General features: G+C 60.6%; 23 protein-coding genes. 12 read left to right on the forward strand and 11 right to left on the reverse strand.

Translation table 11 applies throughout. From position 1 onward, the window contains the following. Nucleotides 1-51 precede the first annotated feature (51 nt). Entirely contained in the window at nucleotides 52-492 is a 441-nt protein-coding gene (locus tag KW840_RS21635; protein WP_102671896.1) for an Lrp/AsnC family transcriptional regulator, read from the forward strand. Nucleotides 493-660: 168 nt separating this feature from the next. On the opposite strand, the gene KW840_RS21640 is transcribed toward KW840_RS21635, so the two are convergent. Further along, the gene (locus KW840_RS21640) at nucleotides 661-1,743 is read right to left on the reverse strand and encodes a sterol desaturase family protein (RefSeq protein WP_218497747.1); all 1,083 of its coding nucleotides are present in this window, start codon (nucleotides 1,741-1,743) and stop codon (nucleotides 661-663) included. Between the two features lie 77 nt (nucleotides 1,744-1,820). Further along, on the reverse strand, nucleotides 1,821-2,483 hold the full coding sequence (locus tag KW840_RS21645) for a VIT1/CCC1 transporter family protein (protein ID WP_218497756.1): 663 nt from the start codon (nucleotides 2,481-2,483) through the stop codon (nucleotides 1,821-1,823). Nucleotides 2,484-2,601: 118 nt separating this feature from the next. Between KW840_RS21645 and KW840_RS21650 the strand changes: the two genes are divergently transcribed. From KW840_RS21650 to KW840_RS21660, 3 genes are all read left to right on the forward strand, one after another. Continuing rightward, nucleotides 2,602-2,973, forward strand: coding sequence for a DUF3302 domain-containing protein (locus KW840_RS21650; protein WP_090456221.1), 372 nt, complete (start codon nucleotides 2,602-2,604; stop codon nucleotides 2,971-2,973). Between the two features lie 3 nt (nucleotides 2,974-2,976). Beyond that, entirely contained in the window at nucleotides 2,977-3,936 is a 960-nt protein-coding gene (locus KW840_RS21655; RefSeq protein WP_150814616.1) for an HlyD family secretion protein, read from the forward strand. 790 nt (nucleotides 3,937-4,726) lie between these two features. Next, complete coding sequence (locus KW840_RS21660; protein ID WP_159390200.1) at nucleotides 4,727-5,296, forward strand: DJ-1/PfpI family protein; 570 nt, start codon at nucleotides 4,727-4,729, stop codon at nucleotides 5,294-5,296. Between the two features lie 70 nt (nucleotides 5,297-5,366). On the opposite strand, the gene KW840_RS21665 is transcribed toward KW840_RS21660, so the two are convergent. Continuing rightward, complete coding sequence (locus KW840_RS21665) at nucleotides 5,367-6,182, reverse strand: lytic transglycosylase domain-containing protein (protein WP_218497757.1); 816 nt, start codon at nucleotides 6,180-6,182, stop codon at nucleotides 5,367-5,369. A gap of 475 nt (nucleotides 6,183-6,657) precedes the next feature. Between KW840_RS21665 and KW840_RS21670 the strand changes: the two genes are divergently transcribed. Continuing rightward, nucleotides 6,658-8,499 carry a potassium transporter Kup gene (locus KW840_RS21670; protein WP_223507721.1) on the forward strand — a complete coding sequence of 614 codons (1,842 nt, stop codon included), beginning with the start codon at nucleotides 6,658-6,660 and terminating at the stop codon, nucleotides 8,497-8,499. Nucleotides 8,500-8,785: 286 nt separating this feature from the next. After that, nucleotides 8,786-10,081 carry a cardiolipin synthase gene (cls, locus tag KW840_RS21675; protein WP_223503007.1) on the forward strand — a complete coding sequence of 432 codons (1,296 nt, stop codon included), beginning with the start codon at nucleotides 8,786-8,788 and terminating at the stop codon, nucleotides 10,079-10,081. A 118-nt stretch (nucleotides 10,082-10,199) separates the two neighbouring features. Here cls and KW840_RS21680 read toward each other — a convergent pair whose 3' ends face one another. From KW840_RS21680 to KW840_RS21710, 7 genes are all read right to left on the reverse strand, one after another. Next, nucleotides 10,200-11,264, reverse strand: a complete 1,065-nt coding sequence (locus tag KW840_RS21680; RefSeq protein ID WP_218497761.1) for a GGDEF domain-containing protein — start codon at nucleotides 11,262-11,264, stop codon at nucleotides 10,200-10,202. Between the two features lie 124 nt (nucleotides 11,265-11,388). Then, nucleotides 11,389-12,804 (reverse strand): cytosine permease, encoded by a 1,416-nt coding sequence (locus tag KW840_RS21685; RefSeq protein ID WP_218497763.1) that lies wholly within the window; start codon nucleotides 12,802-12,804, stop codon nucleotides 11,389-11,391. 685 nt (nucleotides 12,805-13,489) lie between these two features. Further along, the gene (locus tag KW840_RS21690) at nucleotides 13,490-14,530 is read right to left on the reverse strand and encodes an ABC transporter substrate-binding protein (protein ID WP_218497764.1); all 1,041 of its coding nucleotides are present in this window, start codon (nucleotides 14,528-14,530) and stop codon (nucleotides 13,490-13,492) included. A gap of 35 nt (nucleotides 14,531-14,565) precedes the next feature. Further along, nucleotides 14,566-15,735 carry an acetylornithine deacetylase gene (gene argE, locus KW840_RS21695; protein WP_218497766.1) on the reverse strand — a complete coding sequence of 390 codons (1,170 nt, stop codon included), beginning with the start codon at nucleotides 15,733-15,735 and terminating at the stop codon, nucleotides 14,566-14,568. Then, entirely contained in the window at nucleotides 15,728-16,402 is a 675-nt protein-coding gene (locus KW840_RS21700; protein ID WP_090456242.1) for a DUF1028 domain-containing protein, read from the reverse strand. The genes argE and KW840_RS21700 overlap by 8 nt, the downstream gene beginning before the upstream one ends. Before the next feature lie 10 nt (nucleotides 16,403-16,412). Further along, nucleotides 16,413-16,823, reverse strand: a complete 411-nt coding sequence (locus tag KW840_RS21705) for a RidA family protein (protein WP_003201555.1) — start codon at nucleotides 16,821-16,823, stop codon at nucleotides 16,413-16,415. Further along, nucleotides 16,823-18,184, reverse strand: coding sequence for an NAD(P)/FAD-dependent oxidoreductase (locus KW840_RS21710; protein WP_218497768.1), 1,362 nt, complete (start codon nucleotides 18,182-18,184; stop codon nucleotides 16,823-16,825). Before KW840_RS21710 ends, KW840_RS21705 begins: the two co-directional genes overlap by 1 nt. A gap of 276 nt (nucleotides 18,185-18,460) precedes the next feature. On the opposite strand from KW840_RS21710, the gene KW840_RS21715 reads away from it, so the two are divergent. The 6 genes from KW840_RS21715 (at nucleotide 18,461) to phnE (ending at nucleotide 24,529) form a co-directional block, all read left to right on the forward strand. After that, a complete protein-coding gene (locus tag KW840_RS21715; RefSeq protein WP_218497770.1) occupies nucleotides 18,461-19,837 on the forward strand; it encodes a pyridoxal-phosphate dependent enzyme in 1,377 nt (458 codons plus the stop codon). Then, nucleotides 19,834-21,012 carry a PLP-dependent aspartate aminotransferase family protein gene (locus KW840_RS21720; protein ID WP_218497773.1) on the forward strand — a complete coding sequence of 393 codons (1,179 nt, stop codon included), beginning with the start codon at nucleotides 19,834-19,836 and terminating at the stop codon, nucleotides 21,010-21,012. Before KW840_RS21715 ends, KW840_RS21720 begins: the two co-directional genes overlap by 4 nt. Nucleotides 21,013-21,298: 286 nt before the next feature. Further along, on the forward strand, nucleotides 21,299-22,150 hold the full coding sequence (locus tag KW840_RS21725) for a putative selenate ABC transporter substrate-binding protein (RefSeq protein WP_090456250.1): 852 nt from the start codon (nucleotides 21,299-21,301) through the stop codon (nucleotides 22,148-22,150). Next, nucleotides 22,147-22,944, forward strand: coding sequence for a phosphonate ABC transporter ATP-binding protein (locus KW840_RS21730; protein WP_150815050.1), 798 nt, complete (start codon nucleotides 22,147-22,149; stop codon nucleotides 22,942-22,944). Before KW840_RS21725 ends, KW840_RS21730 begins: the two co-directional genes overlap by 4 nt. Continuing rightward, nucleotides 22,938-23,765: an ABC transporter permease gene (locus KW840_RS21735; RefSeq protein ID WP_090456254.1), complete on the forward strand. Its 828-nt coding sequence runs from the start codon at nucleotides 22,938-22,940 to the stop codon at nucleotides 23,763-23,765. The genes KW840_RS21730 and KW840_RS21735 overlap by 7 nt, the downstream gene beginning before the upstream one ends. Beyond that, nucleotides 23,762-24,529: a phosphonate ABC transporter, permease protein PhnE gene (gene phnE, locus KW840_RS21740; RefSeq protein ID WP_218497774.1), complete on the forward strand. Its 768-nt coding sequence runs from the start codon at nucleotides 23,762-23,764 to the stop codon at nucleotides 24,527-24,529. Before KW840_RS21735 ends, phnE begins: the two co-directional genes overlap by 4 nt. 186 nt (nucleotides 24,530-24,715) lie before the next feature. Here the strand turns inward: phnE and KW840_RS21745 are convergent, their stop codons facing one another. Continuing rightward, on the reverse strand, nucleotides 24,716-25,180 hold the full coding sequence (locus KW840_RS21745; RefSeq protein ID WP_218497775.1) for a hypothetical protein: 465 nt from the start codon (nucleotides 25,178-25,180) through the stop codon (nucleotides 24,716-24,718). Between the last annotated feature and the right edge of the window lie 334 nt (nucleotides 25,181-25,514).

The following is a 25,514-nucleotide window of genomic DNA, read 5'->3' on the forward strand; positions in this document are numbered from 1 at the left end:
TATTGTCGGAATCGACCGGCACAATTTCGGTAGCAAAATTAGGGAGTTCTGATGCGCGACCTGGACACGAAAGATCGCGAAATACTCGAAATTCTTTCCAAAGAGGCTCGAATTGCCCTGAAGGCCCTGGCAGCGAGAATCGGGCTTTCAAGAAGTGCTACCAGCGAGCGAGTCATCAACCTTGAACGCAATGGTGTGATCAGAGGCTACCGGGCTGATATCGGCGAAATCGATGCCAACGTGATTCGCGCAATCCTTCTTGTATGCCTGAAACGCACACCCGCAATCAGCTTGCTGGACCTGCTTGCCCAAAACTCGCAGGTACGACGAGTCTCCTCGGTCAGTGGCCAACTCGATCTGGTCATTGAGGTCGAATCGCGAACTATTGATGATCTGAATCGAGTCAGAGATGCAGTAGCCAGTCACGAAATCGTTGAAGACATCACCACCGCTGTCGTTCTGCGGCGCGATATTGATCGGCAGAGTTCCTGATTGGCAACGGGTGTAATCACGCCGGCGGAATCGTCGCCAGCATACCGATCAGGATGGTCAACAGCAGAAAACCACCGAGAAAAATCGTCATCTTGGCCATGGGGCCTCCCACACTATGAATTGGCGGTACAGGGGCGGCGTGTGCTGCCCGAGCGGCGTACCGAAGACTTATTGTGGGCTGGCGGCTGTATCCGTTACAGAGGCAGATTGCGCTGAAAAATACGGATCAGATCCGTTTTCAGGCTGTGCTTTCGGGGGTTTTCCCGGAAGGAGTTTGCGGGCGATGTCCACGAAAGGCGTGACGATCAACCCCTGCAGCGTCAGGTAACGCTCGTGATCCTGCTCACCGGTGCCGAAGTGAATGGCCTCGGGTGTGGACCGGGTGACGTAGAGCGTTCCGAACATCCAGTCCCACAGTGACAGATTGATGCCGAAGTTCTTGTTGAAGTGTCGTGGCGCATCGCTGTGATGAATCTGGTGTTGCGCCGGGCTGCTCAGCACCCGTTCCAGCACCGGCCCGAAGGAAAACCAGACATGGCTGTGACGCAGGTTGGCCGCCAGGCCATTGAAGATGAACACCATGTAGGTCACGCCAAACAAGGTATAGCGGCTGATCTCCCCGCCGCAGGCGTACCAGAAGACCCCGGCAAATGCGCCGACGCAGATGATATCCGTGAGCTTTTCGACCACCTCTTCCAGAAAGTGCACGCGGCTGGCCGTCGCCGGCACCAGCACGGGCGCCGAATGATGGACTTTGTGGAAGGCCCACAGATACCGCGAATGGAAAGCGCGATGGCCCCAGTAATGGCTGAAATCCTTGACCAGAAATACGCCCAGCCCATAGAGCAGGGTCAGCGCCAGATTCTCTTCCACTTGCGTACGCGCGCCCCACAGCTGGGTGAAGAACGCGATGTAGTCCGCTGAACGCAAGACGTACGGATCGACCAGGCCGACGATGGGCAGCACCAGGGCAACCTTGAGGATGGCGAGTACGAAGTAGTAGCGGTAGTCGAGCAGCGCCGAGCGATGCAGGTACACCCGGCAGCCGCCGATGAACTGCCCGAATGAGCGCGCGTCGGTCAAGCCCCGGGATTTGCGGTAGCGGAACAGGCAATAGGCGACGCTGTAAGACATGCAGAGAAAGGCTAGACCGAGTCTGCCGTTGAAGTCGAAAATGCCCAGGAACTGCCGGGTGACCGGCTCGAATACCCACTGGGATAAATGAAGATGAATTGCGGCGAGAACATCCATACCGGGCTGCCCGACGTAAATGGAAGAGCAATTGTAAATGAGAACGAGTCTTTAGTGTGTTGAATGATGCCCGGTTTTTATCCACCCAGCGCAATGATTGCAAGGATCAGCACGCCCCCCGTGGCGGCCATGATCACCCCACCCTGCCATTGCGTGGCGCCAGCGTATCTGGCGAGCAGCCAGCCTGCGATGAACAGCACCACAAGCCCAATCAGGTTGGACAGGCGGATGGCGAGCGCCGTCTGATCGAGCAGTATGAATGGCACCACCAACGGAAATGTCGAGCACACGACCAACAGGAAAACACCGAGGGCGCCCCTGAAGTCGCTCCAGCCGAGGCCGGCCCTGATCGGCAAGGGGGGCTGCTCGAGCAGCCGACGGCGCAACAACTCCAGGCCCTCACTGCCGGCCGCCGTCGCGAACTGCAACGGCAACACTTGCGCAACGAGCGCCTGACCGACCGCGGCGTCCGTGCCATTACGCAAGGCCATGTACAGCTTGATCCTGCGCGTGCGCTCGACCAGTGCGCGCAACAGGTACATGACCGCATCGGCCAGTCCCCAGGCGAGATTGCAGCCGAGCGCGGCAATCATCATCGTGCGTTCGGCGGCCTGGTCTGCCGTGGCCACGCTGATGGTGCCGGTGAACGTCATGGCCATCAGCAGGCCGAAGATCACCTCGGTAATGCGCTCGACAGGGTCAAGTACAGGCGCCCTCTCGAATTGAGCTTTGGTTGGCATGAACTCACCTCGTCGGTCAGGCACCGGTTGTTCCGGCTGGATATCCGCATCCCCGTCAAGTGTAGATTGAACGGCTACACTCAGGCGCACACGCTATCTGCTTCAAGAGGACTGGTTCATGCTTGAATACTTCGCCCTGGGCGTACTGATATTTGTAGGACTCTTCTTGTTCTACGGGATCATCCTGCTCCACGACATCCCCTATGAAATTGCCGTCCACCGCAACCACCCTCACCAGGATGCGATCCACGCCACCGGCTGGGTCAGCCTCTTCACCTTGCACGCACTCTGGCCGTTCCTTTGGATCTGGGCGATGGCCTATCGGGAGGACCGGGGCTGGGGTTTCAGTGACGGACATTCACCCAAAAGTCATGTGGTTCACCTCGAACAACAGGTCGCCGAGCTGCAAGGCCGGATCGAGCGCCTGGAGTCAGCGATGGGTACGGCACAGAATCGTGTGCCAACGGACAATCTCGGCGAGGGCATTTGAGCCATGGATCTCTTACTCATTCTGACGTATGCCGCTCTCTGCGTAGCCATCTTCAAGATCTTCCGCATCCCCCTGAACAAATGGACGGTGCCCACGGCGGTGCTGGGCGGGATCGTGATTATCGGCACGCTGATTTTCACGATGAACTACAACCACCCCTACTCCGAGGTGGCGCGTTCCTATTTCGTATCGGTTCCGGTGATACCCGTGGTCAGCGGCCAGGTGATCGATGTATCGGTGAAGACCAACCAGCCCCTGGAAAAAGGCGATGTGCTGTTTCGCATCGACCCTGCGCCTTTCGAATACCGGGTGAAATCCCTCAAGGCACAGCTGATTGCCGCCCAGGCCGATCGCGCCCGGATCACCGAGTTGATCAAGCGTAACTTCAGTACCCAACGGGAACTGGATATGGTGGTCGCTCGCAGTGACGACCTGAAGGCACAACTGGACAACGCGCAGTACGAACTCGACAACACCACCGTCCGTGCGCCGAGCAAAGGCTTCGTCACCCATGTTTCACTGCGTCCGGGCATGATGGCGACCAAGTTGCCGCTGCGCCCTTCGATGGTCTTCATTCCCGCCGAAGGGCATTACTTCTCCGCGTGGATGCGCCAGAACAGCCTGTTGCGCCTGACCGAGGGCGACGAGGCCGAGGTCGCTTTCGACGGCATTCCAGGCAAGGTTTTCGAAGGCAAGGTCAAGACCGTCGTTTCGGTCATCGCTGAAGGCCAGATCCAACCGTCAGGCACACTGATCAGCTTCACCGGTTCACCACCGGCCGGCCGGGTTCCGGTGATCATTGAGATCACCGATCCCGACTATGCCCAGTACGCCGACCAGATGCCCGGCGGCGCCTACGGCCAGGCGGCGTTGTACAGCCAGCATTTCCATCACATCGCGATGATGCGCAAAATCCTTCTGCGCATGGCGGCATGGATGAATTACATCTTTCCGTTCCACTAACCTGGCAGCATCGGCAACTGGCTCAATCCTTGAATGGGGCCAGTTGCCGGTTCAGCGAACCGGCCTGATCGCGTGATTGCAGCGACTGATCGAGCAGGCTGAGGGTCAGAGGGAAAAGGCCAGACAGTGGATCGCACCATTGTGGTACTGGAAGAATCGACAAGGAGGAGCGAAGCAGCGAGGGTCGGCGCTAAATAATCCAATACAGCAGCAGGCGAGAAGCAATCCAGTGAGACGCCTGGATCACCCCCCATGCCAGCAGGGCACACATCAACAGGTAGCCCGCAAGGAACTTGAACATCGCGTCCCTTTCCACGCAACCCTCCCGGCTTTACAGCCCTACAGGGCGTTCAATGCGAATGCGTAACCCATACTACGCCCACCTCGCCCTTTATAAGGTTTCGATTACCCGAATGGTTTGCAGTTCCACCGGCTGGGTGATTGCACAGACTTGCCCACCGTTTTTCCAGTCATCCCATTTCCCTGTATCAAGCGGCCAGAGGCGTGTCAGTGGTTGTCCTCTATGGTATCTGTTGGAGGTAGCTCCACTCATTTCACCTTCAGACGAGGATGAATCATGCGGATGTGGATGGAGGGCAGGCGAAGAACCGGCAAGCACCTGGTTGAAGAGGGAACTACAGAGGCAACGGCAACTTCATTGATTTTTTCTCAAGTCCAGTAACAGTCAGGATGGCGTTGGGATTTTTTTCAACACAATAGACTCGAAGCCGACGTTGAGATCTGTTTGTTGTCGCTTTATGTTGTTCGTTTTCATGGAGGATTCGGACTGATGGCACGCTTGGGCTTGATACTGACACCCGGTTTTGCGGACTGGGAATACGCTTTCATTGCAGGAACCGCATCCCCGTTTTACGGGATCGACGTCAGGTTTTTCACCTCTACTACGGGGCAGTTCCGCTCGCAGGGCGGATTGGCTGTAACTGTGGATAGCAGCTTGCAACAATGCCTGGACTGGAAGCCGGACGTTGTTGTCGTCATCGGTGGAATGATCTGGGAGCGTGCAGATGCACCGGATATTCGGGACTTTCTTCATGCTAGTCGTTCAAGTGGAGCGACAATTGCCGGTATCTGTGGGGGGACGCTGGCACTTGCGAGGGCCGGGCTTCTCGACACGGTTCCTCATACTTCGAACAGCGCTGACTTTTTACAACAGAATGCCGCAGGTTATGACGGGGCCACGCTTTATCGAAGCAGTCAAGTAGCGGTGGTTGCCGACCGCATCATAACTGCTCCAGGTCCTGCACCCGTTAGCTTTACCTGCGCAGTGTTCGAAGCTGCCGGGTTATCTTCAGAGATCATTTCGCAGTTCAGGTCAATGTTGGCAGCGGAACACGGGTGACCGCTTCGTCCTACAAAAACAGCCGATCAGGTGATGTGTTCGAGGTCCGCTCCTGGCCGGTTTCTGCCTCTCACGGACGGCCGCTATGGTTGCGATAGCGTTCGGTCAAGGACTGCACGAGGGTGACGTAGGATTGCGTTTCGGCGTAGGGAGGCACCCCGTTGTACTGGACCACGGACGCTTCGCCGGCGTTGTAACCTGCCAACGCCAGCATCTGGTTGCCGTTGAAGCGCTTGAGCAGCCAGGCCAGGTAGCGCACGCCGCCACGAATGTTCTGTCGTGCGTCGAACGGATCGTCCACGGCGAAGCGCTCGGCGGTGGCGGGCATCAACTGCATCAGCCCCTGGGCGCCGGCTTCGGAAATGACGTTGGGGCGAAACGCCGATTCGGCATGTATCACTGCGCGGACCAGCGCCCTGTCGACACCATAATGACCCGAAGCGGCTTCGATCTCCCGCCGATAGGAATGGGTGTCCAGGCGCAGTGAGGCGACCTTGAAATCCTTCGGCGCCATGCACAGATAGCAGCCCTTGATGTAATAGAGCTCAAGGACATCGACCCGTGCGGAGATCCCGACGGGGCGCCGGCTCACATATTGACGATTACCCTTGTGGATGAAAGTCCACACCCGGATCCGCACCGCGCCTGGGGTGTCGTCCCGCACAACCCGTGGCAGGGCTATTGCCTTGGCGCCGACACCGGCGTCCGCCATGCCATTGAGGCGAGTGCAGCGGGCGCTGGCGATGGCCTGGCTGGTGTAGCTGATGGCTCCGTCCCTGGCTTGGCACTTGAACATGGCGCTGGCGCACAGTGGAGTGACCAGCACGGCCAGCTCGATGCAGCCAAGAAAGCTCTTGCGAGCCCATCGCCATGCTCTGGAACTCATCACATCGCTCCGCACCGCAGGCGCCGATCAGGCCTGGGGCGCCCGGACCGGGCGCTGCCTTTGGAGGGCCTATTCTGGGTGACCCGCCTTTTGTTCTGATAGTTATACCCCTTGTAACCGGTCTTGGAACTTGCGTTGACGTACGGGCTGCCGACGTTCCCAGGCGAGACGCAGGTCTGATTGCTCGCACGACGCGTCGGGCCGGGGCGTGACAGGCCCAAGCCACTGGATCTGATGTTTCGAGTATCTGCCGTAAATTTTTTACGCTTTCTTTACGACTGCTGTTTGCGCCCTCAAAGATACTGGCCGCGACTTTTTAGATCGTCCATGCGCCTTGAGGCTTCAGTGGCCCAGGCACATCGTTTTGCCCAAGGATGGCATGTATTTCCTCCCCGTAATTCGAGAGAAGCGACCCTTGAGTGAAACAGCAATCGGAGCACATGAAAACTCGCAATCCAAAGCGTCAGGAGTGGGCTTGCTCGTCGCCGCGGTCGGAGTGGTTTACGGGGACATTGGCACCAGCCCCCTCTACACGCTGAAAGAAGTATTTTCTGGCCACTACGGAGTTCAGGCCAACCACGACGGCGTGCTGGGTATTCTGTCGTTGGTCTTCTGGTCACTGATTTGGGTCGTCTCGATCAAATATGTGCTGTTCATCCTGCGTGCCGACAACCAGGGTGAAGGCGGCATCATGGCGTTGACGGCTTTAGCCCGCCGCGCAGCCGCCCCTTATCCGCGCATGAGTAAAATACTCGTTTTGCTTGGCCTGTTTGGTGCGGCACTTTTTTACGGGGACAGCATGATCACCCCGGCTATTTCGGTGCTCTCTGCGGTTGAAGGGCTACAGCTGGCGTTTGACGGAATTGAACACTGGGTCGTGCCTTTGTCAGTGATCGTGCTGGTGGCGCTGTTCTTGATACAGAAACACGGCACGGCTCGCATCGGCATTCTGTTCGGCCCAGTGATGGTGCTGTGGTTTGTCGTGCTGGGTGCGCTGGGGGTCTATGGCATTTTACAGCGGCCGGAAGTGCTGCAAGCGCTCAATCCATACTGGGGAGCGCATTTTTTCATCGCTCATCCGGGAATCGGTGTGGCCATTCTTGGTGCAGTGGTACTCGCGCTGACGGGCGCCGAAGCACTGTATGCAGACATGGGGCACTTCGGTCGCAAACCCATTGCCCGCGCCTGGTTCATTTTGGTATTGCCAGGACTGGTACTCAATTATTTTGGCCAAGGTGCCTTGATCCTGGAAAACCCCGAGGCGGTGCGCAATCCATTTTATTTGCTCGCGCCGGGCTGGGCACTGCTGCCGATGGTCGCACTCTCTACACTGGCGACCATCATCGCTTCTCAAGCCGTGATCTCCGGCGCATTTTCCCTGACACACCAGGCCATCCAGCTTGGGTATGTCCCTCGCATGTTTATCCAGCATACCTCCAGCCAGGAGCAGGGACAGATTTACATCGGTACCGTTAACTGGGCGTTGATGGTCGGTGTTGTGCTGCTGGTACTTGGTTTCGAGTCGTCCAGTGCTTTGGCCGCCGCTTATGGGGTCGCTGTAACGGGCACCATGCTGATCACCACCATCCTGTCCTCGGCCGTCGTCCTGCTGCTATGGAAAACCCCCCGCTGGCTGGCCGTTCCGATGCTGCTCGGTTTTCTGCTGGTAGACAGCCTGTACTTCGCGGCCAATGCTCCGAAGATCTTCCAGGGCGGTGCGTTCCCGGTGATTGCTGGCATTGGCCTGTTCATTTTGATGACCACCTGGAAACGTGGCCGCAAGATCATAGTTGAACGGCTGGACGAAACCGCGCTGCCGCTACCACTGTTTATCGGTAGCATCCGCACGCAGCCCCCTCATCGGGTACAGGGTACGGCGGTATTTCTGACAGCCAGGTCCGATGCCGTTCCGCATGCGTTGCTGCACAACCTGCTGCATAACCAGGTTTTGCATGAGCAAGTGGTACTGCTTACGGTGGTGTCTGAAGACAGCCCTCGTGTGAGTGCTGATCGACGGTTTGAGGTTGAAGCGTATGGCGAAGGGTTCTTCCGGGTCAGTCTGCACTTTGGCTTTATCGAGGAGCCCGATGTCCCCTTGGCGCTGAGTCTCTGTCACTTGGCCGAGCTGGACTTCAGCCCGATGCGCACCACCTATTTCCTGAGCCGGGAAACGGTGATCCCGACCAAGCGCATCGGTATGGCCCGTTGGCGAGAAAGCCTTTTCGCCTTTTTACTCAAGAACGCCAACAGCAACCTCAAGTACTTCAAGTTGCCGTTGAATCGGGTGATAGAACTGGGCACACAGGTGGAGATGTAAGGAACTGGCAAGATCGCACTGGCGGTCTTGTTTGCTCGGCAGCAATCGACCCATCCCCGAAAAGCAACAATCGGCCAAAAGCACTCTCTGACGACGAACCCTGCCCTTGCGCAGTAGTCAAAGCAAGTGACGGCATCGCCACTCGCTATCACCGTCCTCACAAAGAGGGGGCCTGATGAATCTTTTTGCCACATGTAAGGGTGTGTGTGTTCCTCTGGCTCTGTGCATGGCTGTGCTCCTGGCATTTGTGGTTTCCTGCAGTACATTGCCCAGGATAGTGCCCGATATGGCTCGCGCGCCCTCTGCGCCAGTGCAGCTCGACGGGGTACACGGGCCTCTGTCAGCCGAGCGCAGCAAGGCCATTCTCGATCGACTCGAGTCCACCGGCGCAGAGACCGACATCTTCGACGTGCACCTCGCAATCGAAGAGTCCATCGTCGGCAGCCCGCTGACGGAAGGAAACAAGGTCGACTTGCTGCAGGACGGCCCCACCACCTACCAGTCGATGATCAAAGCCGTGGAAGCAGCGCGCGACCACATCAACATGGAGACCTACATCCTCGACGATGATGAAGTCGGCCAGCGCTTCGCCACCGCGCTGATCGCTCGGCAACGGCAAGGCGTACAGGTCAATCTGATCCGTGACAGCGTCGGAACCCTTAAAACATCATCAGCGTTTTTCTCTCAATTGACCGACGCGGGCGTCAAGGTGCTGGAGTACAACCCAGTCAATCCGGTGACGGCCAAAGCGGGCTGGGACGTGAACCAGCGCGACCACCGAAAGCTGCTGATCGTGGACGGCCGTATTGCCTTTCTCGGCGGGATCAACATCAGCAGCGTCTATTCGGGGAGCTCGTTCAATTCTTACTCGAAGACTCGCCCAAATGGTGATTTGCCCTGGCGCGATACCGACTTGCGCATCGAGGGGCCTGTGGTTGCGGAACTCCAGAAGCTGTTCATCGGAACCTGGGCTACCCAGAAAGGCGAACCACTCGCGGCTCGCCACTACTTTCCGCCACCTGAGCGCAAAGGCACCGAGGTGGTGCGGGCCATCGGAAGCTCGCCAAATGAGCCGTTCAGCCTGATCTATGCCACGCTGATTTCGGCGCTGCGTAGCGCGCAATCCGAGATATGGCTGACTAACGCCTACTTTATTCCCGACCCGCAGTTGCTGGCGGCACTCAAGGAGGCTGCAGCACGTGGCGTCGACGTCAAGCTGGTGCTGCCCAGCAGCACCGATTCGTGGCTGGTGTTCCATGCTGGACGCGCCTACTACAGCGAGCTGCTGAAAGCCAACGTCAAGCTTTACGAACGCAAAGACGCGCTACTCCACGTCAAGACAGCAGTAATCGATGGCGTGTGGTCGACTGTCGGCTCCACCAACCTCGACTGGCGTAGCTTCCTGCATAACGATGAAGTCAACGTTGTTGTGCTGGGCGCCGGGTTTGGAAAAAAAATGCAGGCGGCATTCCTGGCCGATCTGGCCAAGTCGAACGAAATCAAGATGGAAAAGTGGCAGAGCCGCTCGCTCGGTGTGAAAGCCAAGGAGCAGATGGCGCGCCTTTGGGAGTACTGGCTCTGAGTTGAGTGGCGTGTCACCGGGATGTGCTGTTCTGCACCCTGATGGGTATGTCGCTAACCCATGCCCAGGAAGCAGCGTAGACTTTCGCCAGCGACCTTGACCCCCGTAAAACTGAAATCTACGACCCGACCGCTACGTCAGACTGCTGACGCACCTGATTGCGCCCGTTGCGCTTGGCCTGGTACAGCGCGTCGTCTGCGCGGGTCACCAGGCTTTCCGGTGTATCGCCGGGTTGTGCATGGGCCACGCCGAACGAGGCGGTGATGGTGTCCAGCACCGTGTCGGTGCCCCGGGCCTTGACCCGCAGCGACTGGATTTTCAAACGCAGGCGCTCGGCAAAAGCGCCCGCGGCGGCCAGGTCCGGACAATCCTTGAGCACCACGCAAAACTCCTCGCCGCCATAACGTGCCGCGAACGCTTCGCCAGGCAGCGAATCACGCAGCACCCGGGCGACATGCTGAAGCACGCGGTCGCCCAAGGGGTGGCCGTACTGGTCGTTGAATTGCTTGAAGTGGTCGATATCCAGCATGACCAGCGCCACGCCCGTCGCCACGTTGCTCAAGGCCTGTTCAAGCTGGCGGTTGAAGGTGGTGCGGTTGAGCAATTCGGTCAGGCCATCGAGGGTCGCGGCCAGTTGGGCGCGCTCCAGCTTGTCACGCAGGCTTTTGATTTCATGCTGTGCCGATTGCAACTGGGCGAGGAAGTGTTCCTGCTGCCCCTGCATCAGCCGGGTGCTCTGTTGCAGTTGGGTCAGGATGCTCGGCAAGCGCTCGCTGGCGGGCTCTTCAAGCATCTGCAGGTATTGGCCGAGGCTGGCCTGGAAATCCTGGTTACCCTTCACGCTGCGCGACACATCGCGCTCCATGTCGTCGACCAGATTGATCGCGTCCTGCTGCCCGGAGCGGGCGTCCGCCAGTTCATCGCGGATGATGTACTCGCGAAACAGCTTGGCGGCCGACTCCGGCGGGAAGTAGTCGAAGTCGTTGACCACCCGGTCCAGGTGCCGATTGAGCTCCGGCTCCTGGCCCTTGCTGTAGGTGTACCAGAGCGCGTAGTGCACCGGGTTGGGCGGAATGTTGTGACGAACCATCAGCGGCACTGCCTGCTTGAGCAATGCCGCCGCCTCGCGGGAGTCTTCTGGATACAGCGCTAGAACAGTCGCACGCGTGTCTGATTGGCTCATGGTTTCACTGTGATTGTTATCATTGGCGTTTGGCAAACTTGCTGAGCATAGCCATACGCCCGGCAAACGACCATCCCGAATTACACAATCATTTCAACCCGGTACGCCTGTGCCACAGGCCCGATCAACTGTTGGTCGGCATCAACCCGGCCATGTTCTGGCGCCGACGGTAAGCCGTATCACGGTTCGCCAGCCAGTAGTACAGCGGCGTGGTGACCACCAGCCCGACCAGCCAGGACAAATCCGCACCATCAATGTGCACTGCCACGGGACCGGTGTAGATCGGTGTGTTCATGAACGGGATCTGCACCACGATGCCGATGGCGTAGGCCAACAGCGCCTGCGGGTTGAAGCGGCCATAGATGCCGCCGTCGACGCGGAAGATCGAGGCGATGTCGTACTCGCCCTTGTGGATCACGTAGAAGTCGATGAGGTTGATCGCGGTCCACGGCACCAGCACCACCAGCAACGCCAGTACCAGGTCGACGAAATGCCCGATGAAATCCGCCGAGGCGCCGATGGCCGCCACGCAGCAACCGGCGAGGATGATCAGCGACAGTACCGCCCGGCTCGAAGCAGTCGGAATCCAGCGGTGGGCGAAGGTTTGCAGCAAGGTGATCACCGACAGCACGGCACCATACAGATTCAGGGCGTTGTGGCTGATCACGCTGAGCAGGAACAGCACCAGCATCAGCGGGCCGATGGCGCCGGTGGCGAGTTTCACCGCGTCCATGGTGTCCATGCCCACCGGCGTGGCCAGCACGGCGACGGCACCGAACACGAAGGACAGGATTGAACCCAGCGAGGAGCCGAGGTAGGTCGCCCAGAACGTCGAACTGACCTTCACGTCTTTGGGCAGGTAGCGCGAGTAGTCGGACACGTAGGGCGCGAATGCGATCTGCCACAGCGCCGCCAGCGACACCGTGGCCAGCCAGCCGGAAATGTTGAAACTGCCACGGGTCAAGAAGTCATCGGTCTGCACGTGGGTCAGGATGTAGCCGAAACCGAGCACGATGCCGAGGCCCAGCACCCAGGTGCCGATGCGATTGAGCACGTGGATGAAGCGGTAGCCAATGATGCCGATGATCCCCGAGCCAAGACCGCCGAGGACGATGCCGACCGACACCGGCACGCTCTCGACCACGCCATGCAGCGACTTGCCGGCCAGGACGATGTTGGAAGCGAAGAAACCGATGTACATCACGCCGGCAATCACCACCACCAGCAACGCACCCAGCGAACCGAACTGAGCGCGACTCTGGATCATCTGCGGAATGCCCATCTGCGGGCCTTGCGCCGAGTGCAGCGCCATCAGCACACCACCGACCAGGTGGCCGACGATGATCGCGACGATGCCCCAGACCAGGTTCAGGTGAAACAACTGCACGCCAAGCGCGCCGGTAACGATGGGCAACGGCGCGATATTGCCGCCGAACCACAGGGTGAACAGATCTTTGACCTTTCCGTGGCGATCCTCAGGGGGGACGTACCCGATCGTGTGTTTCTCGATGAGCGGGGAGGATGAAGCGGTGGTGGACATGACGAACTCCAAGGCAAGGATGAGTACGTGTTCGTACTTCGGTGTGCGCGGGCATACCTGCGCATTTCTTGTTGGAGGCGATCATGGACAAAGAGCGAGAGGAGGAAAATTAGTTAATTTGTGCCTTTAAACCTTAAAAAAGATTGCGTGGTTTCCCGGAATAACCGGCAGAAAAAACCAATAAAAATAAAATATTGATCAGAACACCATGACAACTGAACGACGAAATCCCTGTGGGAGCGAGCTTGCTCGCGATGGCGGAGAGTCAGCCAACGAAGATGTTGAATCTGACGGCCTCATCGCGAGCAAGCTCGCTCCCACAGGGTCCTTCGTCCGAATTGACTACCATCGTCATTCCATGAAGACGGCAAAGCATGAACCCGAGGTATTGCACTGTGCTTTTTTTTGGGGGAGCGAGCTTGCTCGCGATGGCGGAGAGTCAGCCAACGAAGATGTTGGATCTGACGGCCTCATCGCGAGCAAGCTCGCTCCCACAGGGTCCTTCGTCCGAATTGACTACCATCGTCATTCCGTGAAGACGGCAAAGCATGAACCCGAGGTATTGCACTGTGCTTTTGTGGGAGCGAGCTTGCTCGCGAAGACGGCGGCACATCCAACATCGATGTGACTGACATACCGCTTTCGCGAGCAAGCCCGCTCCCACAGGGGTTATGCGGTGCCTGTATCAGCGCGCAGCCCAGGCATTGAAGCGCTGTTCAAGCTCCTCGCCATGGTCAACCCAGAACTCCGCGTCCACAGCCCGCGCGCCGGCCAGGTTGGCCTCGGTGGTCGGCAGTTGGTCCTGCACATCCTTGGGTAGCAATGGCAGGGTCTGGCGATGGACCGGCCCGTAGGGGATGGTTTCCGAGAAGACTTTTTGCGTCTGCGGCTGGCTGGCAAAGGCGATGAAGTTTTCCGCCAATGCCTTGTTCGGCGTGCCTTTGACCACCGCCCAGTATTCCGGGTCGTACAGGCTCTGCGGCCAGACGATGCTCAATTTCATGCCTTCCTTCTGCGCCGAAGCGATCCGGCCGTTGTAGGCCGCGCTCATCACCACGTCACCGGCCACCAGCCATTGCGCCGGCTGCGCGCCCGCCTCCCACCACTGGATGTTCGGCTTGATCTGGTCGAGCTTGGCAAAAGCCCGCGTCACGCCTTGCGGGGTTTTCAAGACCTTGTACACGTCGTCCGCCTTGACACCGTCGGCGAGCAACGCGATTTCCAGGGTGTACTTGGCGCTCTTGCGCAGGCCGCGCTTGCCCGGGAAGTCGGCGACGTTCCAGAAGTCGGCCCAGGACTGCGGCGCCTTGGCCTGCTTGCTCTGGTCGTAGGCCATGACCATCGACCAGACATAGGTTGCGACACCGCACTCGGTCAGCGCACCCGGCACGAAGTTCGCCGAATCACCGAAGCGTCCCGCATCGAGCTTCTCGAACAGGCCCTCTTCGCAGCCGCGCAACAGCTCGGGGCTTTCGACTTCCACCACGTCCCAGCTGGTGTGACCGGCGGAAACCATGGCCTTGATCTTCGACAGCTCGCCGTTGTACTCCCCGGCGATGATATTGCCCGCGCCGCTGGCGTTGAAGGGCTGGAAGTAGGCCTTATCCTGGGCCTGTTTGGTAGCACCACCGAAGGAAATCACGGTGAGGTCCTGGGGGGCCGCCCACACACTGGCACTCAACAACGCCAGGGCAAACGGAACACTGCAACGCAAGGATCTGGACATGGATCGCTTCCTCGGGGCTTGTCGGCCCGTTGTTGTTATGGGTGTTCGGATTCACTCAAGTAAGCCGCCAGGCGATCCATCAGGCGGTCACAGGCCGCCATTTGATCAACGCTGACAAATTCATCGGGCTTGTGCCCCTGGTCCATGCTGCCGGGACCACAGACCACCGACGCAATGCCGGCCTGATCGAACAGCCCGCCTTCGGTGCCAAAGGCCACGGTGCTGAACTCGTCGCTGCCGCACAGCTGGGCAATGAGGCGGGCCGCTGCGCTGTCGGCGGGTGTCGCCAGGCCGGGATAGGCCGAGATTTTTTCAAAGCGGATACCGGTATTGGTGTCCACGGCCTGCATGGCCGGCAGCAACGTCTGCTCGGCGTAGTCCTGCAACTCATCGACGACCACTTGCGGGGCGAAGTCCGGCAAGGCGCGGATCTCGAAATCGAAACGGCAGTCCGCTGGAACGATGTTCAGCGCCGTACCGCCCTGGATGACTCCGACCTGCACGGTCGAGAACGCAGGATCGAAGCGCTTGTCGTGCAATGGCGGCCGGGCCAGGGTGGCGCCGATGTCTCCCAGCCGACCGATCAGGCGCGCGGCCTGCTCGATGGCATTGACCCCGTAAGGTGCGTAGGCCGAATGACAGGCGGCGCCGCGCACGTGACACCGCATCGCCAATTTGCCCTTGTGGCCAAGCACCGGCTTGAGTTCGGTCGGCTCGCCGATCAAACACAGCGCTGGTGTCGGGATGCGTTGGGGCAGCACTTCCAGCAAGCCGCGCACGCCGAGGCAACCGACCTCTTCGTCATAGGAAAACGCCAGGTGCACCGGGCGCTTTAAAGGGCTGGAGAGAAACATCGGCACAGCGGCCAGCACCGAGGCCAGATAGCCCTTCATGTCCGCGCTGCCGCGACCGTAAAGCTTGCCGTCCGCCTCGCTCAGGCAGAACGGTTCGACCGTCCAGGCCTGGCCGTCCACCGGCACCACGTCGGTGTGCCCGGACAACACGATGCCGCCGGCCACACACGGGCCGACCGTGGCCAACAGATTGGCCTTGGTCCGCTCGGCGTTGTAGATCAGTTCGCAATCCACGCCCAGTTCGTGCAGGTAGTCGCGCACGAACTCGATCAGCTCCAGGTTCGAATCGCGGCTGACCGTGGCGAACCCGATCAATCGCGCGAGCATGGCGCGGCTGCGCAACTCACTCATCGCCTGGCACTCCATACGCGGGGGCCAGGGTCGGATTGAGGGCGCGGGTCAGGTAGTCCTGCAATTGCGGCTCGTAGGCCGTCCACAGTTTGCCCAGCTCGCCAATCGGGTTTTCCTCGGCCCAGTCCACCCGCAGGTCGACAATCGGCCAGGTCAGGTCACCGACCACCGACAGCGCTGCCGAGTGCACCGCGCCGGCTTCGCCGCCAGCGTCCTGCCCGGCCTGCAAGGCGCTCATCAGCCGGGTGGCGAGGCAGCCCTCGCTGTTTTCGAACGCCGCGACCATCGCCTCGATCACCCCACTGTTGGCCAGCAGGTTGCCGGCCGCCACGCATTGGTCACCGGCCACAGCGTTATTGATGCCCAAGGCATGGTTGCCACTGAACACCGCCGTGCGCCCGTGGGCATCGACCACCGCCACCTGGCGATATTGGCTGTAGCCGTTGCGGGTCAATGAGTGGTCCAGCGCCTGGGGCGGCGCCGAGCCATTGGCCAGTTCATCGAGGATCTGCGGGCCGAGGGCCGGCAGCGTGATGTTCTGGCTCGACACCGCGCCGACACCGGCCCGCAGCCACGGGCAGCGCGCGCCGACGGCAATGCTCGAAGAGCTGATGGCAATGCCCAGCTGGCCGGTCTCGGCGCAGCGACCCACGATGGAAAAAGTCATGGCGAATTCCTTATTCAGGGATGACAGCGATCACATCAATTTCCATCAGCCACTGCGGCTGGCCCAGGGCGCTGACCACAAGGCCGGTGGAAATCGGGAACACGCCCTTGAGCCACTTGCCGACCTCCTGGTACACCGGCTCGCGATAGCGCGGGTCGATCAGGTAGGTGGTGGTCTTGACGATGTGGCTCAGGTCGCTGCCCGCCTCCTCCAGCAGTTGCTTGACGTTGCGCATGGCCTGCTCGGCCTGGGCGCGCGGATCACCGAGGCCCACCAGTTGGCCGTTGAAATCGGTGCCGACCTGACCACGCACATACACGGTGTTGCCGGCGCGCACGGCCTGGCACAAATCGTTGTCCAGCGTCTGGTTCGGGTAGGTGTCTTTGGTGTTGAACATGCGGATGCGGGTATGAGTAGGCATTAACGAACTCCCATGAGGCTGGCTTTGTGAATAGGTGCACGGGCGGCTTCGGCTTGACGCTGGGTCGCATCCCGGTAGTTGAGATAGGTGTGCTGTTTAACGATGTGATCGGCGATGTGCTTGGCGTCGTGCCAAACGCCCCAGATAAACGCGGAGCCACGACGGGACTGCCAAGGCAACCCCACGAAATACACCCCCGGCTCAGCCGACACACCGCGCTGGTGCTGCGGCTTGCCGTTTTCCTTGAAGGCATCGACCTTCAGCCAGCTGTAATCGGTGGAGTAACCAGTGGCCCAGATAATCGTGGTGACGCCGGCCTTGAGCAGATCCAGCTCCAGGATTGGATTGGTCACGCAATCCGGGTCCGCCAGCATGGCCCGGGCTTCGGGTTCCAGCGGCAGGTCCAGGCCATTGCGTTCGATGTAGGCGTCGGCCTTGTCGAGTAACGCCAAGTAGTTTTCATCGCCGCGCTGGATGTTGTCAGCGAGGTTGTTTTCGAAACTCACCACGGCGCCGTTGAACGTTTGGGTCAGGCCAACCAGGGTCATGCCCTGGTGAGCCAGCCGGCGGAAGTCCACGGTGTGGCCGCCACGGGCACCGCTCACGGCGATGGTCACGTGTTCCTTGCCCGGTTGCATGGCTTCGGCATCCCATTCGCCAAGCACCCCCAGCCACCAGCAGAAATCACGGTTGCGATAGGCTCGCGGCGGACGATCGTGGGCGCCCACCGACAGGTAGACCTGCTTGCCGGAACGTTGCAGTTCATCGGCGATCTGCACGCCCGAGGAACCTGCCCCCACCACCAGCACCGCGCCTTCGGCCAGTTGCTTCGGGTTGTAGTATTGGGCGGAGTGAATCTGCGCGATGCCGGCGATTTGTGGGGCAATCGGCGGAATGGCCGGACGCTGGAACGGACCGGTGGCGACCACCACATGCTGGGCCTCGATCACGCCATCAGAGGTTTCAACGGTGAAACCGGGACGGTCGATGTTACGTTCGACTTTCTTCACGTCCACGCCGGTACGAATCGGCGCGTTGAACTTGCGGGCATAGGCTTCGAAGTACTCAGCCACCTGCTCTTTGCCGGCGAAGGCATCCGGGTCCAGACCGTCGAACTCCAGCCCCGGGAAGCGGTCGTGCCAGGCCGGGCCGTTGGCTACCAGCGAATCCCAGCGACCGGTGCGCCAGGCTTCGGCGATACGATTGCGCTCCACAACGAGGTGAGGCACACCGAGCTTGCTCAGGTGTTCACTCATGGCCACGCCGGCCTGGCCGGCGCCAACAACAAGCGTATCAATTTCGGTTTTATCAACTGTCATGGCTGTGCACTTCTGAAAGGTGGTTTGATTCAGGTCGGTCATGGCTGCCGCCTCGATTCTGATCACTGTTGTTCTTCTGCTGCGGCTATCGGTGTCAGGGTGTTGGCCGCATTCTGTTCGGAGCCGGGAAATAGCGAAATTATGTTTTTTGTGGTTGCTGGCGAGGAAAAAGCGTCGAGCCGACCGGTCGGCTGTGCAAGGTTGCGGGAGGCCTGATCCCGGCCTATGGTCCTAGCGATGCAATGCCGGCGATTGACGCCTGATGGCACAGCGCCGGTCGATGTCCACCCAGTGCGAATAGCGCAAGGAAGTGACGACATGACTGACAACTCCCGCCCTGCCGTGCTCGAACTGATCGGCAATACACCTCTGGTACGCGTCAGCCGATTCGATACCGGCCCGTGTACGCTGTTTCTCAAACTCGAATCCCAGAATCCCGGCGGCTCGATCAAGGACCGCATCGGTCTGGCGATGATCGACACCGCCGAACGCGATGGCCGCCTGCGCCCCGGCGGCACTATCGTCGAAGCCACCGCCGGCAACACCGGCCTCGGCCTGGCCCTGGTCGGCCGCGCCAAGGGTTACCGAGTGGTGCTGGTGGTGCCGGACAAGATGTCCACCGAGAAGGTCTTGCACCTCAAGGCCATGGGCGCCGAGGTGCACATCACCCGCTCCGACGTCGGCAAGGGCCATCCCGAGTATTACCAGGACGTCGCCGCACGGCTGGCAGCGGAAATTCCCGATGCGTTCTTCGCCGACCAGTTCAACAACCCGGCCAACCCGCTGGCCCACGAATGCAGCACCGCGCCGGAGATCTGGGCGCAAACCCAGCATGATGTGGACGCCATCGTAGTCGGCGTCGGTTCGGCCGGCACTCTCACCGGGCTGACCCGTTTCTTCAAACGGGTACAGCCGGACCTGGAAATGGTCCTGGCCGACCCGGTCGGTTCGGTGATGGCCGAATACAGCCGCGGTGGCACCCTCCCCACCCCCGGTTCCTGGGCGGTGGAAGGCATTGGCGAAGACTTCATCCCGTCGATTGCCGACCTGTCCAGCGTGCGCCGCGCCTATTCGATCAGCGACGAAGAAAGCTTTGATCACGCCCGCCAACTGCTGCGCGCCGAAGGGATTCTCGGCGGTTCGTCGACCGGCACCTTGCTGGCGGCGGCGTTGCGTTACTGCCGCGAACAGACCCAGCCGAAACGGGTGGTCAGCTTCGTCTGCGACACCGGTACGCGTTACCTGTCGAAGGTCTACAACGACCAGTGGATGAACGATCAGGGCCTGCTGCAACGCAAGCACTACGGCGACCTGCGCGACCTGATCGCGCGGCGCTTCGAGGATGGCCGAGTGATCAGCGTCGGCCCGGATGACACGCTACTGACGGCTTTCCAGCGCATGCGCCTGGCGGATGTCTCGCAGCTGCCGGTGCTGGTGAAGGGGCAGCAACTGGTCGGCGTGATCGACGAGTCCGACATCCTGCTGGGCGTGCATGAAGACGTTGCGCACTTTCGCAGGGCCGTCTCCAGCGCCATGACCGACAAACTGCAAACCCTGTCCCCCAATGCCACGCTGGCTGAACTGGAAGCCGAGCTGGGCCGTGGACTGGTGGCGATCATCCAGGATGCCTCGGGCTTTCACGGCCTGATTACCCGAACCGACATGCTCAACCATTTGCGGAGATCCCTGCCATGAGTCAACAGGATAAAAACGCCCCGCCACAGGGCTTCGCCACCCGGGTGATCCACGCCGGGCAAGCGCCGGACCCTTCGACCGGGGCGTTGATGCCGCCGATCTACGCCAACTCCACCTACCTGCAACAGAGCCCCGGGGTGCACAAAGGCCTGGACTACGGGCGTTCGCACAACCCGACGCGATGGGCGCTGGAACGCTGCGTGGCCGACCTCGAAGGCGGCACCCGGGGCTTTGCCTTCGCCTCGGGGCTGGCGACCATTTCCACGGTGCTCGAACTGCTCGACGCCGGCTCGCACATCGTTTCGGGCAACGACCTGTACGGCGGCACCTTCCGCCTGTTCGACAAGGTGCGCCAGCGCAGCGCCGGGCACCGCTTCAGCTTCGTCGACCTGACCGACCTGGCGGCATTCGAAGCGTCCCTGCAAGACGACACACGCATGGTCATGGTCGAGACCCCGAGCAATCCGCTGCTGCGCCTCACCGACCTCTCCGCCATCGCCCGCACCTGCCGCGCCCGCGGCATCATCTGCGTGGCCGACAACACCTTCGCCAGCCCGTGGATCCAGCGCCCGCTGGAGCTGGGCTTCGACATCGTGCTGCACTCGACCACCAAATACCTCAACGGTCACTCCGACGTGATCGGCGGTATCGCCGTGGTCGGGCAGAACGCCGAACTGGCCGAGCGCCTGGGCTTCCTGCAAAACGCCGTCGGCGCCATCGCCGGCCCGTTCGATGCCTTCCTCACCCTGCGCGGCGTGAAGACCCTGGCGCTGCGCATGGAGCGACATTGCAGCAACGCACTAGAGCTGGCGCGGTGGCTGGAGCGCCAGCCACAAGTCTCACGGGTCTACTACCCTGGCCTGCCGTCGCACCCGCAACACGAATTGGCCCAACGGCAAATGCGCGGTTTCGGCGGGATGATCTCCCTCGACCTCAACAGTGATCTGGCCGGTACCAAACGCTTCCTTGAAAGCGTGCAGATCTTCGCCCTGGCCGAAAGCCTGGGCGGCGTGGAAAGCCTTATCGAACACCCGGCAATCATGACCCACGCCACCATCCCGCCCGATACCCGCGCGGAACTGGGGATTGGCGATGGGTTGGTGCGGTTGTCGGTGGGGGTTGAGGATGTCGAGGACTTGCGAGCTGATCTGGCGCAGGCGTTGGCAAGGATGTAAATCACCTGAATGGTGGGACACCGCAAAACCTGTGGGAGCGAGCTCGCTCGCGATGGACTCAAGAGCGCCGCGTTCAGTCAGTAAACACGCGGTATCGTTAACGACCATCGCGAGCGAGCTCGCTCCTACAGTTTCATTTTTGCCTGAAGCCCTGCTGCAACGCTGGTCAAGCACGCAAGAGCCCCTATAATCGCGCCATTTTCGTCTACCCTCACGAAGCGTCGTGCAGCAATCAGCTTGTGCGGGGCGCATCGACATTTTTCCGCTATTGAACCGGAGAACTTCCATGCTCAAACGTACCCTGGCATTGGCCGTCGGCCTGACCCTATCCTTTTCCACCCTGCTGGCACAGGCCGCCGACACCCTCAAGGTCAGCGCCATTCCTGATGAAGCCCCCACCGAATTGCTGCGCAAGTTCAAGCCCCTGGGCGAGTATCTGGAGAAGCAACTGGGCATGAAGGTCGAGTTCGTGCCGGTGTCCGACTACCCGGCGGTGGTCGAGGCGCTGGCCACCGACCGTATCGACATGGCCTGGCTGGGCGGCTTCACCTTCGTGCAGGCGCGACTGAAAACCGGCAATGCCATTCCACTGGTACAGCGTGAACAGGACGCCCAGTTCACCAGCAAATTCATCACCGCCGACCCGGCCGTCAAGTCGCTGGCCGACCTCAAGGGCAAGTCGTTCGCCTTCGGCTCGGTCTCGTCGACGTCGGGCAGTCTGATGCCGCGCTACTTCATGCTGCAGGACGGCATCAAGCCGGAAACCTACTTCAGTCGCGTCGGTTACTCGGGCGCCCACGACGCCACGGTCGCCTGGGTTCAGGCTGGCAAAGTGGACGCCGGCGTACTCAATGCCAGCGTCTGGGAAAAACTGGTCAAGGCCGGCAAGGTCGACACCGACAAGGTCAAGGTCTTCGCCACCACGCCGGCCTACTTCGATTACAACTGGACCGTGCGCGGCACCCTCGACCCGGCCCTGGCTGGCAAAATCAAGGCGGCATTCCTCGCGCTCGACCCGGCCAACCCGGAGCAAAAAGCCATTCTGGACCTGCAAGCCGCCAGCCGCTTCATCGAGACCAAGCCTGAGAACTACAAGGGCATCGAGGAAGCCGCGCGCGCTGCCGACCTGCTGAAATGACCTTGCACCTGAACCGGGTCAGCATCACCCACGGTAACGGCGTGCGTGCGCTGCATGAGGTCGACCTGCACATCGGCGCCGGTGAGCAAGTCGCAATCATCGGCCCGTCCGGTGCCGGCAAGTCGAGCCTGCTCAACGTGCTGGCCACCGCCCTGCGCCCGGACAACGGCGCGGTCGAGGTACTCGGCGAACACGCCTGGCAGCTCGGCGCGCGTCGGCGTCAGCAGTTGCGGGCGCGCATCGGCCTGGTGCATCAGGCACCACCCCTGCCCCCCCGGCAACGGGTGGTCACGGCGGTGCTGGCCGGAAAGCTGGGGCAATGGGGTTTTGCCAAAAGCCTGTTGAGCCTGCTGCATCCGGTGGATGTTCCAGGCGCACGGGCGGCACTGCTCAAGCTGGACCTGGGTGACAAGCTGTTCGCCCAGTGCCAGCAATTGTCCGGCGGCCAACTGCAGCGCGTGGGCATTGCCCGGGTGCTGTACCAGGCGCCCGAAGTGCTGCTGGCCGATGAGCCGGTGTCGGCGATGGACCCTGTGCTGGCCGGGCACACCCTGTCAGTTCTCTGCCGCCACGCCCGGGAACACCAGGTGACACTGGTCGCCAGCCTGCATGCGGTGGAACTGGCCCTGGCGCACTTCTCGCGCATCATCGGATTGCGTGAAGGGCAGATCCTGTTCGATCTTCCCGCCAGCGACGTCGACCACGATTTGCTCGACAAGCTTTACGCCAACGAGCAACTGCTGTCGCCGCCCGCGCCGGTGGCGCCCTTGAGCCTGCAGATTCCACGATGCTGACCCGCGATACACGAGACCCGGCCACCCTGCCCCGCCTGTTGCTCAGTTTGTTGGCGCTTGCCCTGTTGTGGCCCGGTATTCATTTCAGCGAACTGGACCTGGGTGTGCTGCTCCAGGCTGACAGCCAGAGTGAAATGGGCCGGTTTGTCTCGGCCTTCTGGCCACCGGCCCATGGCGAAGAGTTCCTCCAGTTGCTGTGGCAAGCCACGTTGCAAACCCTGGCCATCGCCACCGCCGGCATGGCCCTGGCCTTGCTATTGGCCATCCCCGCCAGCCTGCTGGCCAGCCGGGCGCTCTCGTTGTCGGCGGCTTCGCGCAGCGGTCGCCCGAGTGCCTTGGGCCGGTTGTTGCGCTGGCCGGTGCGCGGGTTGCTGATTTTCCTGCGTAGCGTCCCGGAAATCGTCTGGGCCTTGCTGTTCGTGCGCGCCGTCGGCCTTGGCCCGACGGCCGGGGTGCTGGCCATTGCCATCACCTACAGCGGCATGCTGGGCAAGGTCTACGCGGAGATTTTCGAGTCGGTCGACCAGCGCCCAGCCCACTCACTGATGCAAGCCGGCAGCAGCCGGTTGGCGGCGTTCTGCTACGGCATCCTGCCCAATGTCGCGGCGGAGCTGCTGTCGTACACGGTATATCGCTGGGAATGCGCGATCCGCGCGTCGGTGGTGATGGGCTTCGTCGGCGCCGGCGGGCTGGGCCAGCAGATCGATTTGTCGTTACGCATGTTCGCCGGTGGTGAAGTGGCGAGCATGTTGCTGACCTTTTTCGTCCTGGTGCTGTTCGCCGATCAGATCAGCCGCCTGTTGCGCTGGAGGTTCGCATGAATCGCCTTTTCAACCTGCTGCTGATCCTCTGTATCTGCGCGGCGGTCGTGGCCTCGTTCAGCTACCTGGGCATCGACCTCGGCGAACTGACGGGCAGCGGTAACCTGAAGCAGATGGGCGCCTACGTGCTGCGTTTTCTCAGCCCGGACCTGAGCGCCGGCCATCTGCAAGCCATCGGCCGCGGCGCCGTGGAAACCATGGCCATGTCGGCCCTCGGCACCCTGCTCGCGGCGGTATTCGGCCTGGTGCTGGCTTTGCCGGCGGCCGGTCGTTTCGGTTGGCCATTGCAGAGTGCGTCGCGCCTCGTGCTTAACGCCCTGCGCGCCATTCCCGAACTGGTGTGGGCCGCGCTGATGGTGCTGGCAGCCGGACTCGGCCCCAACGCCGGGACCCTGGCATTGGCGATGCACACCACCGGGGTGCTGGGTCGATTGTTCGCCGAAGCACTGGAAAACACCCCGCCGCAGCCCGCCGAAGCCATCCGTCTGCAGGGCGGCAACGTCGTCTGGGCCTTCTGTTACGGCACCCTGCCCAACCTGTTTCCGCAGCTGTTGGCGTACATCCTGTATCGCTGGGAAAACAACATCCGCATGGCCAGCGTGCTGGGTTTTGTTGGTGCCGGCGGTTTGGGGCAGATGCTCTATGTCAGCCTCAGCCTGTTCCAGGAAGCCCAGGCCAGCACGGTGATCCTGGCGATGTTGGTGCTGGTGTTTGCCGTCGACGGGCTGAGCAGCTGGAGTCGCCAGCGGTGGGTCAAGGCGTGATGGGACTTGGTCGGGGCCAGGAATGCTTTTTATATCGGGGGTATACGAAGGCGGTCCAGTCCGAGCTCGAGCCTGAACATCCACAAAGCACAATTGTGAAAACAGCCAGCAGCTTTCTCACGAAATCCCCTAACGCCGTTGATAACCGGAGCCGGTGCGTTTCGCGCTCGAAGTGCGAAAAGCAGTCTACTTAGCCTCATCCGTGTATCGGATTGCTGTGCCGCTAAAGGTAATCTTTTCCCAGCCCATAGCAGAGCTGACAGTTGTTGCATAAGCGTTGGCGTTGAAGCCAGTAGCCGTTGCGGAACCGTACGCCGAGCCAGTGCTGTTCCCAACCGTTACTTGACCATAAGGCTGGGTGCCCTTACCGGTTAGCACAATGGCGTTTGCGCCAATCCTTGCGGCTTCTTCCTTCATGGCCGTGATCGCAGCGGCTTCAGTCTTTGCTTTCGTGAAGTAATCGTCTGTTGCCGCGACACCCTCAACCAGGGCAACGACCTTATGCTTTTTCTGCGGTGGCTCCAGGAGCAGTGAGATCGAGCTTGGGTCTGTGGGTGGAAGCGCACCATCTTCACCGATCAAAATGGATGTTCCTGACGTAGAGCATCCAGCGATCAGAGTCGCGAGCATTAAAATCATCAATTTTTTCATGAAGTATCCCTTGGCCAACTCGAAATAGACCCCAGGAACCGCTCCGCTCCCGAGAATTAGGGCCGTCACAGGCCGCAGCATGCCTCAGACAGATTCATATTGCGCCGTTTTTTACGGCCTGGAGCGGACCAGAGGGAGGCTTGAAGGAGTTGGAATCCCTATCCACAACTCGACTTCTAAAAGGCAACCCTTCGACTGTTTTCGCCCGATTCTGTTGAAAAAGTCGGATTTTCAGCTGGCCTGAACTAAGGCACGACCACCATCGGAGAACCTACTCACCACATCGAGTGGTTTCTCGGCTCTTCGTTGACCTTTGCTGCTCTGTTATTGGGTT

The sequence above is a fragment of the Pseudomonas sp. PDM30 genome, from assembly GCF_019218985.1.
GTDB classification, from domain to species: domain Bacteria; phylum Pseudomonadota; class Gammaproteobacteria; order Pseudomonadales; family Pseudomonadaceae; genus Aquipseudomonas; species Aquipseudomonas jessenii.

Coding starts and splice junctions, on each gene's coding strand:
- KW840_RS21635 (WP_102671896.1), top strand. CDS start 52: ATGCGCGACCTGGACACGAAAGATCGCGAAATACTCGAAATTCTTTCC.
- KW840_RS21640 (WP_218497747.1), bottom strand. CDS start 1,743: ATGGATGTTCTCGCCGCAATTCATCTTCATTTATCCCAGTGGGTATTC.
- KW840_RS21645 (WP_218497756.1), bottom strand. CDS start 2,483: ATGCCAACCAAAGCTCAATTCGAGAGGGCGCCTGTACTTGACCCTGTC.
- KW840_RS21650 (WP_090456221.1), top strand. CDS start 2,602: ATGCTTGAATACTTCGCCCTGGGCGTACTGATATTTGTAGGACTCTTC.
- KW840_RS21655 (WP_150814616.1), top strand. CDS start 2,977: ATGGATCTCTTACTCATTCTGACGTATGCCGCTCTCTGCGTAGCCATC.
- KW840_RS21660 (WP_159390200.1), top strand. CDS start 4,727: ATGGCACGCTTGGGCTTGATACTGACACCCGGTTTTGCGGACTGGGAA.
- KW840_RS21665 (WP_218497757.1), bottom strand. CDS start 6,182: ATGAGTTCCAGAGCATGGCGATGGGCTCGCAAGAGCTTTCTTGGCTGC.
- cls (WP_223503007.1), top strand. CDS start 8,786: ATGGCTCGCGCGCCCTCTGCGCCAGTGCAGCTCGACGGGGTACACGGG.
- KW840_RS21680 (WP_218497761.1), bottom strand. CDS start 11,264: ATGAGCCAATCAGACACGCGTGCGACTGTTCTAGCGCTGTATCCAGAA.
- KW840_RS21685 (WP_218497763.1), bottom strand. CDS start 12,804: ATGTCCACCACCGCTTCATCCTCCCCGCTCATCGAGAAACACACGATC.
- KW840_RS21690 (WP_218497764.1), bottom strand. CDS start 14,530: ATGTCCAGATCCTTGCGTTGCAGTGTTCCGTTTGCCCTGGCGTTGTTG.
- argE (WP_218497766.1), bottom strand. CDS start 15,735: ATGAGTGAGTTGCGCAGCCGCGCCATGCTCGCGCGATTGATCGGGTTC.
- KW840_RS21700 (WP_090456242.1), bottom strand. CDS start 16,402: ATGACTTTTTCCATCGTGGGTCGCTGCGCCGAGACCGGCCAGCTGGGC.
- KW840_RS21705 (WP_003201555.1), bottom strand. CDS start 16,823: ATGCCTACTCATACCCGCATCCGCATGTTCAACACCAAAGACACCTAC.
- KW840_RS21710 (WP_218497768.1), bottom strand. CDS start 18,184: ATGACCGACCTGAATCAAACCACCTTTCAGAAGTGCACAGCCATGACA.
- KW840_RS21715 (WP_218497770.1), top strand. CDS start 18,461: ATGACTGACAACTCCCGCCCTGCCGTGCTCGAACTGATCGGCAATACA.
- KW840_RS21720 (WP_218497773.1), top strand. CDS start 19,834: ATGAGTCAACAGGATAAAAACGCCCCGCCACAGGGCTTCGCCACCCGG.
- KW840_RS21725 (WP_090456250.1), top strand. CDS start 21,299: ATGCTCAAACGTACCCTGGCATTGGCCGTCGGCCTGACCCTATCCTTT.
- KW840_RS21730 (WP_150815050.1), top strand. CDS start 22,147: ATGACCTTGCACCTGAACCGGGTCAGCATCACCCACGGTAACGGCGTG.
- KW840_RS21735 (WP_090456254.1), top strand. CDS start 22,938: ATGCTGACCCGCGATACACGAGACCCGGCCACCCTGCCCCGCCTGTTG.
- phnE (WP_218497774.1), top strand. CDS start 23,762: ATGAATCGCCTTTTCAACCTGCTGCTGATCCTCTGTATCTGCGCGGCG.
- KW840_RS21745 (WP_218497775.1), bottom strand. CDS start 25,180: ATGAAAAAATTGATGATTTTAATGCTCGCGACTCTGATCGCTGGATGC.